This window comes from Paenibacillus sp. EPM92 (assembly GCF_016586185.1).
Lineage (GTDB): Bacteria > Bacillota > Bacilli > Paenibacillales > NBRC-103111 > Paenibacillus_G > Paenibacillus_G validus.
Genome location: NZ_BCPS01000096.1, coordinates 113,169 through 125,806 on the forward strand (window position 1 = coordinate 113,169; position 12,638 = coordinate 125,806).

16 protein-coding genes, 1 tRNA gene and 1 pseudogene are annotated in these 12,638 nt (G+C 49.8%); 3 read left to right on the forward strand and 15 right to left on the reverse strand.

Annotation, left to right across the window (positions count from 1 at the left end; genetic code table 11):
• Positions 1 to 211: 211 nt before the first annotated feature.
• Positions 212 to 515 (forward strand): annotated as a pseudogene (locus tag JMF85_RS28230) (transposase); the annotation flags it as partial.
• Positions 516 to 746: 231 nt separating this feature from the next.
• Here JMF85_RS28230 and JMF85_RS24085 read toward each other — a convergent pair.
• The 8 genes from JMF85_RS24085 to JMF85_RS24115 form a co-directional block, all read right to left on the reverse strand.
• Positions 747 to 1,340, reverse strand: coding sequence for a YdeI/OmpD-associated family protein (locus JMF85_RS24085; RefSeq protein ID WP_201319042.1), 594 nt, complete (start codon positions 1,338 to 1,340; stop codon positions 747 to 749).
• A gap of 81 nt (positions 1,341 to 1,421) precedes the next feature.
• The gene (locus JMF85_RS28705) at positions 1,422 to 1,760 is read right to left on the reverse strand and encodes an IS5 family transposase (protein WP_201319043.1); all 339 of its coding nucleotides are present in this window, start codon (positions 1,758 to 1,760) and stop codon (positions 1,422 to 1,424) included.
• 556 nt (positions 1,761 to 2,316) lie between these two features.
• A complete protein-coding gene (locus JMF85_RS28470) occupies positions 2,317 to 2,448 on the reverse strand; it encodes a hypothetical protein (protein WP_269103737.1) in 132 nt (43 codons plus the stop codon).
• Complete coding sequence (locus JMF85_RS24095; protein ID WP_201319044.1) at positions 2,445 to 2,645, reverse strand: hypothetical protein; 201 nt, start codon at positions 2,643 to 2,645, stop codon at positions 2,445 to 2,447. Before JMF85_RS24095 ends, JMF85_RS28470 begins: the two co-directional genes overlap by 4 nt.
• 239 nt (positions 2,646 to 2,884) lie before the next feature.
• Positions 2,885 to 3,061: a hypothetical protein gene (locus JMF85_RS24100; protein ID WP_155615662.1), complete on the reverse strand. Its 177-nt coding sequence runs from the start codon at positions 3,059 to 3,061 to the stop codon at positions 2,885 to 2,887.
• A 456-nt stretch (positions 3,062 to 3,517) separates the two neighbouring features.
• A complete protein-coding gene (locus tag JMF85_RS24105) occupies positions 3,518 to 4,036 on the reverse strand; it encodes a DUF6933 domain-containing protein (protein ID WP_236595974.1) in 519 nt (172 codons plus the stop codon).
• Positions 4,037 to 4,363: 327 nt separating this feature from the next.
• Positions 4,364 to 4,450: an SEC-C metal-binding domain-containing protein gene (locus tag JMF85_RS28710; RefSeq protein ID WP_397376009.1), complete on the reverse strand. Its 87-nt coding sequence runs from the start codon at positions 4,448 to 4,450 to the stop codon at positions 4,364 to 4,366.
• Between the two features lie 532 nt (positions 4,451 to 4,982).
• Positions 4,983 to 5,261, reverse strand: a complete 279-nt coding sequence (locus JMF85_RS24115; RefSeq protein WP_054797463.1) for a hypothetical protein — start codon at positions 5,259 to 5,261, stop codon at positions 4,983 to 4,985.
• A 160-nt stretch (positions 5,262 to 5,421) separates the two neighbouring features.
• On the opposite strand from JMF85_RS24115, the gene JMF85_RS28715 reads away from it, so the two are divergent.
• Complete coding sequence (locus tag JMF85_RS28715; protein WP_201319045.1) at positions 5,422 to 5,691, forward strand: helix-turn-helix transcriptional regulator; 270 nt, start codon at positions 5,422 to 5,424, stop codon at positions 5,689 to 5,691.
• 109 nt (positions 5,692 to 5,800) lie between these two features.
• Here the strand turns inward: JMF85_RS28715 and JMF85_RS24125 are convergent.
• Together JMF85_RS24125 and nrdR are read right to left on the reverse strand one after the other, a co-directional pair.
• A tRNA-Ala gene (locus JMF85_RS24125) sits at positions 5,801 to 5,876 on the reverse strand.
• A gap of 156 nt (positions 5,877 to 6,032) precedes the next feature.
• Positions 6,033 to 6,515, reverse strand: a complete 483-nt coding sequence (nrdR, locus tag JMF85_RS24130) for a transcriptional regulator NrdR (RefSeq protein WP_054797455.1) — start codon at positions 6,513 to 6,515, stop codon at positions 6,033 to 6,035.
• Between the two features lie 95 nt (positions 6,516 to 6,610).
• On the opposite strand from nrdR, the gene JMF85_RS24135 reads away from it, so the two are divergent.
• The gene (locus tag JMF85_RS24135) at positions 6,611 to 6,835 is read left to right on the forward strand and encodes an alpha/beta-type small acid-soluble spore protein (protein WP_054797454.1); all 225 of its coding nucleotides are present in this window, start codon (positions 6,611 to 6,613) and stop codon (positions 6,833 to 6,835) included.
• A 90-nt stretch (positions 6,836 to 6,925) separates the two neighbouring features.
• On the opposite strand, the gene JMF85_RS24140 is transcribed toward JMF85_RS24135, so the two are convergent.
• The 5 genes from JMF85_RS24140 to polA all read right to left on the reverse strand — a co-directional run bounded on the left by JMF85_RS24140 (position 6,926) and on the right by polA (position 12,625).
• The gene (locus JMF85_RS24140; RefSeq protein WP_127608725.1) at positions 6,926 to 7,501 is read right to left on the reverse strand and encodes a lytic transglycosylase domain-containing protein; all 576 of its coding nucleotides are present in this window, start codon (positions 7,499 to 7,501) and stop codon (positions 6,926 to 6,928) included.
• Positions 7,498 to 8,094 carry a dephospho-CoA kinase gene (gene coaE, locus JMF85_RS24145; protein ID WP_054797453.1) on the reverse strand — a complete coding sequence of 199 codons (597 nt, stop codon included), beginning with the start codon at positions 8,092 to 8,094 and terminating at the stop codon, positions 7,498 to 7,500. Before coaE ends, JMF85_RS24140 begins: the two co-directional genes overlap by 4 nt.
• 39 nt (positions 8,095 to 8,133) lie before the next feature.
• Complete coding sequence (ytaF, locus tag JMF85_RS24150) at positions 8,134 to 8,847, reverse strand: sporulation membrane protein YtaF (RefSeq protein WP_141333865.1); 714 nt, start codon at positions 8,845 to 8,847, stop codon at positions 8,134 to 8,136.
• A gap of 165 nt (positions 8,848 to 9,012) precedes the next feature.
• Positions 9,013 to 9,870: a DNA-formamidopyrimidine glycosylase gene (gene mutM, locus JMF85_RS24155; protein ID WP_155615664.1), complete on the reverse strand. Its 858-nt coding sequence runs from the start codon at positions 9,868 to 9,870 to the stop codon at positions 9,013 to 9,015.
• A 19-nt stretch (positions 9,871 to 9,889) separates the two neighbouring features.
• On the reverse strand, positions 9,890 to 12,625 hold the full coding sequence (gene polA, locus JMF85_RS24160; RefSeq protein ID WP_201319046.1) for a DNA polymerase I: 2,736 nt from the start codon (positions 12,623 to 12,625) through the stop codon (positions 9,890 to 9,892).
• Positions 12,626 to 12,638 lie beyond the last annotated feature (13 nt).

Genomic DNA, 12,638 nt, shown 5'->3' on the forward strand with positions numbered 1-12,638 from the left:
TTAAATCCTGACCGATACATCTTAGGTGTTTCAATTGACTTTGGGCCCGGACAAAAAGAGAAAATTATGGAGTTGTTCAAGATTTACGGATGGTAATTATGCACAAATAAAAAGAGAGCCTTAATATGTATTTCTCTTACGTTAATATTCATGCCGTTGGTTAAATAGAAAAATCGAGTCTGTAAAATAAAGTGTGTAAACTCCCAAAACCCAGGAAGTCTGGGGAGGGAAATACCCACTCATTGTACGCTCTTGGCAGAACAACTGGGAGGAACTTGCGACCTTTATCAAGTACTCGCCGGAAATCCGTAAACTCATCTAGACCACGAACATGATCGAGAGCTATCACCGACAGCTTCGCAAAGTAACGAAGAGCAAGAGCATTTTTCCCACCGTTCTATCTGGCGACCATGGATGTGATCTGAAAATGGACAGGCCGCATCCAAAACTGGGACCAGATGCTGCTCCAACTCTCCCTCTTCTTTCCCGATCGGGTAGGCGACCACTTACGATAAACATACAAAATCCCCCCTCGGGGGATTCATTCATAGACCCTTTCCTCTGAAAATAAAAAGCTCAAGCATTAGTCTCAGCCTGAGCAGTTTCATTAAATTGAATGCTTTTTCAATAAAGTGAAGAACTACCGTCGCTTGGCGACTCGCTTCGATAAACTGGCGCAGAGCTTCCGAGCTTTTTTAACGCTTGCTTCGATTATGGTTTGGCTTGCTTAGGTTTGCATACACGCCCTAATCATTTAATCCCTTTCCATTGAGAATTTGCTGCATACATTTTTCAACCCTTGACTCTCGAGTTTTGGATTGTTTGGGTTCAGAAAAATAAAGAATGTATGCTCTTTGCCGTCCGGGCGTCAATGCTTCAAAAGCAGTTTTCAAGGCAGGGATTTCATCGAATTTATTTTGAAATTCTTCAGGAATTATGAATTCTGTATTCTTTTTAAAATTCACTTCCAAACCAGCTTTTTCAACTTCAATGGCTTCATAAATATAGGCTTTCAAGATGGTTTCCATTGCAACTATTTCTCGAACATTGGTGAACCGAATCTGGCGCGCCGCCTGTACATTCTCCGTTTGTTGGATTAGGATACCATGGGCATCCTTTAACAAGGCACCTTTGTGAAACAGAAGCGCACAGTATTCTTTAAATCCATGTATTAAAACTATGTTTTTATTCTGAAACGTGTAACAAGGATGCATCCACTTAAATTCTTCGGTCAGCTCACAGTCAAGAACGATATTTCTCAACTTCTCATATTCTTCCTTCCACTTTTTAGCCTTACTTAAAAATTCATCAACCTTAGGATTCATTCTACTCTTTGTCATCAAGGAACACTCCTCTTCATCATAATAATATTGTGTTTTCAAAATAAGCAGTTCATTTTCAAAATCTACTTGATTGCTTGCTTAGCTTGCCCCCTTTTGCGCCCAATGCTGGTGGACACGGACTACGGTCGTGTCGATCATGACCTGACTCCAATCGGGTTCTATCGAAACATGATCCAAAATGATGTCCCATATCCCCGCCTTTTGTAAGCGCCAGAAAAAACTGTAGGCGGAAGACCAGGAACCATAATAGGCAGGAAAATCTCGCCATGGAGCTCCTGTACGAGCAATCCAAAGTACGGCATTCAGCATCTGACGACGATCTTTGGGCGGACGACCTCCTTGTGGTTTTCGGGTAGGGGGCAAAAACGGCTCAATGACATTCCACTCTTCATCGCTTATTTCGTATCTGCGTCTCATAGGTTCAATTGTACTGCTTTTTTATGGATTGTACAGTTTGCGTACAGACTCTAGTAAATCAGGTATGCGGCGAAAATATAGCTCGGCTTTAATAAGACAACGTTCTTTGTTGGATTATTGAAGCCGATTATACTTATTCTTTAACTTTGCTTCGCTTCGTTGTCTTCACTTCGTTCGACTTCGCTTTTTTTAACTTCATTTCTTATCGCTTACTAATCACGTATGATTAACGTTTTTTATTTATCTTTTATGCTGTGACGACAAATTTGAAGCACGGCAAGACCTAGCCGAACAATTACACGTATTCAAAAAAGAAATAGAACGTTTCTCGACCCTCGACATTGGCGATGTACAGGTCATGAAACACGTTCTACAGAGGTTAATACAAAAAATTGAAGTTTTCGAGGGTGGAAAAATTAAAATTCACTATAATCTTTCCAACCCTCTCCCACAGAACTAAGATACAGTCTACTTGGCTGTATCTTTTCTTTCAAGTCTTACTGTACACTCCACATGTGTGGTGACGACTTGGTCAAGATGGCTGCCCAAAATAAGATCATACGGCAAAGTTATAGGTGAATGTTACAATGCCGCTGTCATGGACATCGATGCGCTTTACCAGCGCTTGCAGCGTTTCCCGGTCCAGCCTGTCTAACGGCAGGAGCCTGACAATATCCTTCAAGCTCATGGATTCGCGGCTTCCGCGCTCTTTGATGAGCTGATTGCAGGATTAGTTTCACCGTGCTGAGATGCCAGTCGGAAGAGCCGTTTTTGCGGTTTTGCCGTTAGGCCGGAGTCTGCACTTTCTCGTCCGTCAACTGGTTGGCGATCGCCCTCGAACCGCCGTTCCACCTGCCATTCGCCATAGAGGATATTACTTTTCATAGCGTTTTCCCTCCATTTCCTTATCCGAAAAAAGGCATGAAAAAAGACCGTCCAGATGGAACGGTCGAATCAATCCGTATGAATTTATATCAAGCCTATTTTGTCACACGTTTCCGTTTCGTTCTTGAAGGCAAGATGTTGATGACATCCACAACGCGATCACGTTCGTGAACGGCGTAATAAAGATTCGATCCAGGCACAAATCAAACTCGGCCTTAAAAATAATACGGAAGGGACGGTTAATTCCTTCTGCCACGGCGCTTCTCCTTCAGTTCGCTGGCCGTGTACCCTTTCATGTCGGGATTATCCAAATATTTTTGCAGAGAAGCTTTCAGTTCGGGATAGTCCTCAATTTCTTGGGCCAAGTCCAGTTCGGGATCATCTTCCGCGACCGGCTCAAAGTTCTCCACTTCCACGGAAACCAGTTTGCCCTCAATAACGAAAGGTCGGATTGCTTGCCTTCCAACGCATGTAAAAGCTCTTCCTTAGCTTGATCGCTCAACTGGTTCATGCCGCTCACCTCCATTTCATAATAACAAAATCGTGGAAAATTCGCTAAAGCTATATTATGCAAGATGCCCGCCTCGTTGGAGCTGTCTTGTTTCCGCAGCGGATTTATTTGTCCTTGGAGTCGCCCTCAGGAATGGTGTGACTGGCATTCCAGCAAGGAACATACCAGTTGTGCACCGTCCTTTAACCTATGTAGGTACATTCTTTCCTTTTTCCAGATTCACAATGAAATTATGCTTTTCCTCCCAATCCCATAATCCCGCCTTATTCTGTTCGTCCATCCGGTATTGGAACTGCTCGATTGCTATAAGTTCCCCGGATCGCAAGATTGAGGGAGGTTTGGCTTAAACACGATAGATTTATCATTCAACATCTATATATTGCAACGCATCATACATGGTTTCACCCGAATATAGCTTCGGTAATTTCAGGATAACAAATCTGTTCAAGAAGCGATTCACTTGATCAATTTTCGGATCACCATACTCATCGATGTTGCCTTCCATCTCGTATTGTGCGACCATTATCATTTCGTTGATTTGACCAATTATGCTTCTGTCGCTTGTCGGGGTATAACTAACATCTCCACAATTTAGTAAATATTTATCAACCAATACTTGTTCCATTCCATCTGCAAGCAAATTGTCGGAGATTTGCTTTACGATCAAGTCATCGAATCGCTTGAAATCAACCTTCACCAAACCAAACATCACAAAATTGTATCTTGTTTCGTTATTCATAACCAATACACACTTTCGGCGACTAAATGAAAATAAATGAGCATGCCAGCAATACAGTGGATTAGAATGTTTCGGCTTCTCAATTAACAAGGGAACACCCAGTTCGCTTGCCAGCTTTTTTGTACATTGTACTGTGATCATTGACAGTTACCTCATATCATGAACTTTTGAGTTCCAGTATTCAACGAATGCGGTATAACTTGTAACTGAAGTAAAGAACGGAATATGCTGATTAACAAGCAGCTTGTAGGAATTGACATACGGGACATGATTCTTTCGAGCCTTGGCAAGGCGGTGATGACCATCTTTCCCACTCGTTTCTTTCGATATACTTAATTATCCTCGAGATGTTCCATTCAAAAATTCCATGACGATAAAGCTCTTCATTTTCAAGAGATTCAATTGGTGAGTAGCTTTGATCGACAACCAACAAACGACATTTCTCTTGCATTCAACTCTCCATTCCTTTTACTTTCCGCAGCATTTCTTATGCTTCAGACCGTTTCCGCAAGGACAAGGATCGTTTTTGCCGAACTTAACACTTGTAACGGGCACTGCTTTAATTATGCCATCCCATTTTCAAAGGGTGTAGTCGCATTATACCTCATGATCGGCCACCTTTGAAACGCCTTTTCAGTATTTGGCTCTGATCGCCCTCGAACCGCCGTTCTACTATCCAATCCGCATGTTTTCGATTCATCATCTCCATTCTGACACCCTCCTATCCGAAAATGAGTGCAAAAAAGAAGACCAGAGCAGAAGCTCTGATCTCCCAAATAAATCCCAGTAAGATCTTTATGCCGGACTAAGTCCTCTTTCTTTTCCAATACACATTCTCTCTTTTATGTTTAATGCCATTTACCCAAACGACTGCTTCGTCTTCGTTAACCTCAAACACGAGAATGACTTGATACAGCCCCAGCCTTGCCCATTGTCCTTTCAATTTGCCTGTCAGGATTGGTTTGGCGGTAAGAGTTGGTGTAAATAGCAGTCGTTAAACGATTCCAGATAAATTCTTTCCTTCACGTCCGGCGGATAGGCGAGAATTCTGCTGAGTTCATCCAAAGCCGTTTGCGTCCAATAAACGCTATACGTTTTGTTCATGCTCAAATTCCTTGACCTTGCTGCGCAAATAGTCAAGTCCCGCTTCTTTACTGTATATGCGCCCATGTTCACGATCTTCGCGGCTCTGCTCGACTTGTCGAATGAGATCAGCATCCTCCGCGAGCGATGCGACATCCAATTGTTCCAGAACGGCTCTTTCCCGTTTCATATTCAAATACCCGATAAAATCATAAACTTCGATTGCGTCTTGTTCGGGGATTTGATCGATCATTCTTTTCAGTTCTTCCCGGTCTACACTCAACCCGTTCACCGCCTTTCCATACACCAACAACAGATTATTCCCATTATACCGCAAATGGAGCGGAACTTAGACAGAAAGATGCCATCAGGTCGCCAGACCATGGCATCTTCTAAAGCTTCGATGAGGATAGATAATAACGGTTGCCTTTGTCGCCGCGCACGTGCCCTCGTGTCGGCGAAAAAAGTCAGGCCAGGCAATCTACCTGCCTGACTCTTCTTTACCGCACGTTGCCGCACCTAAGGGAACTTTCAACCTAACTCCCCGTGAACGTGAAATTGCCTTATCGTCTATGACCTGTTCCTCGATCGCTGAGATGGCCGAACAACTTCATGTGACGGAAATCACCGTCAAAAAGCATTTGGGCAGGATTTATGAGAAAGCTGGAGTAAAAGGAAAAACTGAACTGATAAAGAAACTGATGAGTCTTTAAAAATCAGGGTATGTAGGTTGGAAATAAGTAAAAAAAGAAGACCGACTCTTCAGGAGTTACCGCATACCAAAAAACGCAGCCGCTCTGGCTGCGTTAATTTAATAGATATTGGTGGAGCCAAGGGGGATCGAACCCCTGACCTCATCGCTGCCAGCGATGCGCTCTCCCAGCTGAGCTATGGCCCCAAATTTTCCAATTATACAATTTCTTGCAACATTCAATCACTTACTTTAAGGTAGTGCATTTGCCAAGTTTGGAATCCCAGCTGAGCTAATGATCCGTGTGGCGACAAAAAAGATAATAACACAGAGGAGCTAAGCTTGTCAACGCTTTTGCGTTAATTAATTTTTCCCGCCTTCGCCGCCGACATGATGCTTGCCGAGCAGCTCGTTAAGCTCCTTCATGAACATGTTGATGTCCTTGAATTGCCGGTACACGGAAGCAAAGCGAATGTAGGCCACTTCGTCCACGGGGTACAGCTCGCTCATGACGATTTCGCCGATATCGCGGCTGTCTACTTCGGCGTGGGCGGTGTTGCGCACCTGCTTCTCGACTTCGGAGACGATCATCTCGAGACGCTCGACCGAAACCGGACGCTTCTCGCAAGCGCGGATAAGGCCGCGGAGCATTTTCTCCCGGCTGAATTCTTCCCGGCTGCCGTCCTTCTTAATGACGATCAACGGAGTCTCTTCCACCATCTCGAACGTCGTGAAGCGCTTCGTACATTTCTCGCATTCGCGGCGGCGGCGTATCGATTTATTTTCATTAGCGGGGCGGGAGTCAAGCACTTTCGTCCCGGGATAGTCGCAATAAGGGCATTTCATCGAATTTCATCCTTTCAAGTTTCCAGCGACTTCCTCACATGAAGATCGCCATTACGCACATAATAGGATTACCAACGACAAGGAGGTGAACAGACATGGGTGCAGGTCAATCCCGCAGCAGCAACGTTTTGGTAGTCCCTCAAGCAAATGCAGCGTTGGATCAACTGAAATACGAAGTAGCACAGGAACTGGGTATCGCCATTCCTCAGGATGGTTACTACGGTAACATGGCTACTCGTGATACTGGTGCAATCGGTGGTCACATCACACGACGCCTGGTACAAATCGCTGAGCAGCAACTAGCCGGTCAATTCAAATAATAACACGTTTTGAGGAATACGCAAGAAGTGTCGGACAAGGCTCCCGCAAGGGCTGCCTGTCCGATGCTTCTTTGCATTGAAAGGTCGGGACTAACCCCGGCTCCATTCGTCCCCGTACAGTTTATGATATTTGTTATAGTAGTACATCACGCGTTGAATGTAATGTCTCGTTTCACCGTAAGGAATTTGATTGGCGTTCTGTAACGTACCGTCCCACGCCTTCTCCTGCAGCCATCGGCTGACTTTGCCATGCCCCGCATTGTAACCCGCGATCATCGCATGCATATTTCCGCCGAATTGTTTGTCCATCCAGTGCAAATACCACGAGCCGAGCTCGATGCTGACCGCCGGGGTGCCTAATTTTTTCTTATACTCGGTGTCAAACGGCGCTTTCTCGATAATCCAATTTGAAGTGTCGGGCATCAGCTGCATCAAGCCGTAGGCCCCCTTATTCGATTCGGTATCCGGCTTATAATTGGATTCAACACGGATGATTGCCGCAATCAAGAACGGATCAAGCTCATACTGAAACGCGTTCCGGCGAATGTCGTCTTCATAATGAATAGGGTACAATAGACGTCCGATGAACGAGCTGCTCAAAAATAAAAAAATGAGAAAGGTCAGCAGCAATATGGCGAATACCCGCTTCTTGCGCCAAAACTTCATGTAAGCCCCCTTTCCTTCCAGAACGCCTCGATTTGCTTTTCCGTTTCTTCCAGCGAGCCTGTATTATCGATGACAATGTCCGCCAGTCGCCGTTTCTCTTCAATCGGCATTTGCGATTGAAGCCGCTGCTCCGCTTGCTCCGGCGATAACCCGTCGCGAGCCATCAGCCGCATCAATTGTACTTCGCGCGGAACGTACACGACCATGACCCGCTCCACCATCGACTGTAAGCCGGATTCGTACAGCAGCGGAATATCCACGACTACCAGCCTGTCCGGAAATTCATTCTCATAAGCCCGCATCCGCTCGCGCATCGTTGCGCGAATGGACGGATGCAGCAGACCCTCCAAGTCACGGCGCGCCTCGGGGTCGCCGAAGATACGCTCGCCAAGCTTCTTGCGGTTGAGCGAGCCGTCCTCCTGCAGCAAATCAGCCCCGAAACGTTCAATGACCTTCGCCAGCACGGGCGTGCCCGGCTCAACCACTTCACGGGCGATGCGGTCCGCATCGACAAGCAGTGCGCCGCGGCGGACGAGCATGGCGGCCACCGTGCTTTTCCCGCACGCGATGCCGCCGGTTAATCCGATATTCATCGTAAGATCCCTGCCTATTCCACCATATCAAGAACGTAGTTATAACAATTTCATGATGCCCATCACGATCAAAACAAATCCGGGCAGCACCGACAACCGGCGAACCCATTTCATCTCTGCGTACCGAAACCCGATTCTCAAGCCGAATCCGAGAAAAATGCCGCTCGACAGCGTAATGACTGCCGCTGTGAGCCAAGGCGTAAAGCCGATCAACGCGGCCCCGATCCCTGCGCCGAACGCATCCAGAGACAGTGCCAGACCAAGCAGCGTCGCCTCGTACGCCGAGATATTGCCGGAACGGTCCATATCGGCGATCGACGGCTTCCGCAAGATTTGGATAACCAGGCCGAATCGCTTCAGCTCGATGTACACAATCTCTTTCGCCGTGACCGCAACTGGCGGCGCCTCGCTTGCTTCAGACCTCCCGGCTGCCGATACGGATTCCTCTCCATCGTTAGAATCCAGACCTGGATCCTCATCCTTTTTTTGCATAAACAGCTGATACAGCGCCCACACACCGATGCCCATCAAGATGAAAGCGCCGATATCCTTGGCGACATTCGGATGAACGTAACCGCTCATCCATACGCCGATTTGCATCGAGAGCAAAATAATCAAGCCCGAGACGCAGCAAATGATCGCCACCGACAAGAACGGTATCCGAATTTTGCGCAGCCCGTACGTGACGCCGACGCCGAAGCCGTCCAAACTGACGGCAAGCGCCAGCAGCATTAATGAAAAGACCGGCAGCATGCTCTTTCCTCCCAGCTAGAAACCGTCGAAGTTAGCGGCGGTTCAATCGTTGTGCAACGACGCAGTCAGCCCTAAAGCTTATACCTCGCGAACGTCTCACTGGTTACTATATGGGAGTTCTGGGCGGGTGGTGCATCATTCGTTCATAAGCGGCCGCCGTTACGCCTAGGTCTTGCCGCCCGAGCTGCGTTTGCGTTTCAACGGCTGGCACTTCGGGCAGTAGTGCGTGCCGCGTCCGGCCACGACCTTCTTCTCGATGTGCTGCCCGCAAGTAGGGCAAGGCTCTCCTTGACGGCCGTACATGTTGAACTGGTGCTGAAACATCCCAATCTCGCCTTGTCCGTTCACGAACGATTTGATCGAGGAGCCGCCGGCCGCTACCGCATCGCGCAGCGTCGACACAATCGCCTCATGCAGCTTGGCCCATTCGGACGCGGACAACGAGTTCGCTTCCCGCTCCGGATGGATGCCGGCCCTAAACAACGATTCATCCACATAAATATTCCCGATGCCGACAATGTATTCCTGATTGAGCAGGAGCGGCTTAATTTTGGTCGTCCGCTTCGCGAGCCGGTCGGTCATCGCCTTCAGCGTGAACGCCTCGTCGAGCGGCTCAAGACCGAGCTTGCGCAGCGGCGCCTCCTGCAAATCCTGATCTTTGGCAAAAATATGCATCGTGCCGAACTGTCGCACATCTTTATACCGCAGCTCGCTCCCATCCGTGAAATGAAACACGACATGCGTATGCGGCTCAAGGGGTTCGTCTGAACGGTAAACCCCGTATCGGCCTTCCATCCGCAGATGGGAGACGAGCGTATAATGATCGAAGATGAAGCGTAAAAATTTCCCGCGCCGCTCCACCGAACGGATCGTTTCACCAACAAGCAGCGCGGCGAAAATTTCGATGTCGTCCGGATGCTGAACGATCCGCGGCAAGCGGACGGTCACCCGTTCGACGGTTTTGCCTACAACAAGCTGCTGCAGCGTGCGGCGGACCGTCTCGACCTCAGGCAATTCCGGCATGATGTTGTGTCCCTCCCGATTATTTCGCTTCGTACCAATTCGTGCCGCTGTCGACGTCGACCTTAAGCGGCACGTCCAGCTGGAGCGCCGATTCCATGACTTCCGCCACCATGCGCTTCATCGACTCCAGTTCCTCTTCCGGCACTTCAAGCACCAATTCATCGTGTACCTGCAGCAGCAAGCGGCTTCGCACGCCTTCTTCCAGCATGCGCCGATCCAGCTGCACCATAGCCAGCTTGATGATGTCCGCGGCAGATCCCTGGATCGGCGAATTCATCGCGGTTCGTTCCGCGAACGAACGGATGTTATAGTTGGACGCCGTAATCTCCGGCAAATAGCGGCGGCGGTGGAGCAGCGTCGTGACGTAGCCGTCGGTTCGCGCCTTCTTCACAATATCTTCCATATATTGGCGAACCCCCTGGAACACGGCAAAATATTGCTCGATAAACTGAGCCGCGTCTTTACGGGTAATGTTCAGGTTCTGCGACAAGCCGTAATCGCTGATGCCGTACACGATGCCGAAGTTAACGGCTTTCGCTTGGCGGCGCATATTCGAGTCGACCTGCTCCTCCGCCACGCCGAACACGTCCATCGCCGTCTTCGTATGAATGTCCATATTGTTGCGGAACGCTTCAATGAGCCGCGCATCCTGTGAAATGTGCGCGAGCACGCGCAGCTCGATCTGCGAGTAGTCGGCCGTCAAGATACGCCACCCCGGTTCGGATGGCACGAACACCTTGCGGATTTTGCGTCCTTCTTCGAGACGGATCGGGATGTTCTGCAGGTTCGGGTATTGGCTGCTCAGCCTGCCCGTAGCCGCAATCGTCTGCCTGTAGTACGTGTGCACCTTGCCGGTATCGGGCCGAACCTCTTTCAGCAGCCCTTCCACATACGTGGATTGCAGCTTCGCCAGCGTGCGGTAATGCAAAATTTGAGCAACGACCGGGTGGCGGTCCTGCAGCTTCTCGAGCACCTCGGCGTCGGTGGAATAGCCGGTCTTCGTCTTCTTCACAACGGGCAGCTGCAGCTTCTCGAACAAAATTTCGCCGAGCTGCTTCGGCGAATTGATGTTGAATTCCGTGCCGACCGATTCATAGATGCTCTGTATAATCTGTTCGACCCGTCCGCTCAATTCGGCGCCGTACCCCTTCAGCTCCTCGGTATCGACCTTGATGCCCTTCTTCTCCATCGAAGCCAATACAAGCGCAAGCGGGAGCTCAAGCTCGTAGAACAACCCGTGCATTTCGCTGGCCTCAAGGGCCGCCATCAGCTTCGGCGTCAGCCGCTGCACGGCTGCCGCCTTGCGTCCCATGAAGCCGGCCAGTACGTCCTGCTCCGGCACCTGGAACTTCGCCCCCTTGCCGAACACGTCTTCGTCGGCAGGCAGCGCCGGCAAGCCGTAACGCGACGTCAGACCGGACAGCGTCAGCGTAGACTCGGTCGGATCGAGCAAATAACCGGCCAGCAGCACGTCGAAGGCCACGCCCTGCAGCTCGAGGCCTCTCCACCAAAGAGCGACGACTGCCTTATGCAAGTCGTACACGGTGATCGACTTGCCTTCGTCGGCCAGCCAGGCGCGAACTTCGCCGGCGCCATCCCCCGTCAGCATGTCGAACGGAACGTAGTGCACGCGGCCTGACTCGGCGCAGGAATCCTCCTGCGCTTCGGAGGAGCCTCCCCCCGTATCGTCCGCCTCATAGAACGCGATGCCGAGCACCTCGGACGTATGCGGATTGTCTCCGATCAATTCGACGTGGAGCGCTTTTACGCGCGGCAGCGCAGCGATAAGCTTGTCCAGCTGCGCCTGATCGGATACCCGCACCGTCTCCACAGAAGCGGCCGGAGCCGCTTCGGTCCCGTCCTCAGACGATTCGTCTCCGACACCGACGCCGTGCAAATCGAGCCGTTCCAGCAGCGATTTGAATTCCAGCTTGCGGAACATCTCCCCGAGCGCCTGCTTGTCGTAACCCGCATAAGAGAGCGAATCGAGCGGCATATCGACCGGCACCTCGCGGTAAATGGTCGCAAGCTCCTTGCTCATCCGCGCATCGTCGGCATGTGCGGCGACCTTCTCGCCCATCTTGCCTTTGATCTGCGATGCATGCTCCAATACGTTTTCTACGGTCCCGTATTCATGCAGCAGCTTGAGCGCCGTCTTCTCGCCGACCCCGGGAATGCCCGGAATATTATCGGACGTATCGCCCATAAGTCCCTTCAAATCGATGATTTGCTGCGGTTTCAGCCCATACTTCTCGTCGATATGAGCAGGGTCGAACAGCTCGATCTCGCTGATCCCCTTCCTCGTCAACGCGATATGAACCTTGTCGGAGGCGAGCTGCAGCATATCTTTATCCCCTGTCACGACGACGACTTCCTTCAGCTCGTCCTGACCCTCGGCCAGCCGGGTGACCGTACCGATGATATCGTCAGCCTCGTATCCTTCCAGTTCGAACTGTTTGATCCCGAACGAAGCAAGCAGCTCCCGCAGCAGCGGGAATTGCTCGGTCAATTCCGACGGGGTCTTCTCCCTCCCGCCTTTATATTCCGCATAACCTTTATGCCGAAACGTCGTCTTCCCCGCATCGAACGCCACAAGGAAGTGCGACGGCTGATGTTCCTCTAACAATCTCAATAACATGGTCGTAAATCCGTAAACCGCGTTCGTGTGCAGCCCTTTCGAGTTGCTGAGCAGAGGAAGCGCAAAAAACGCACGATACGCGATACTATTTCCATCGATCAAAATAAGCTTGGACAACGATTACACCCCA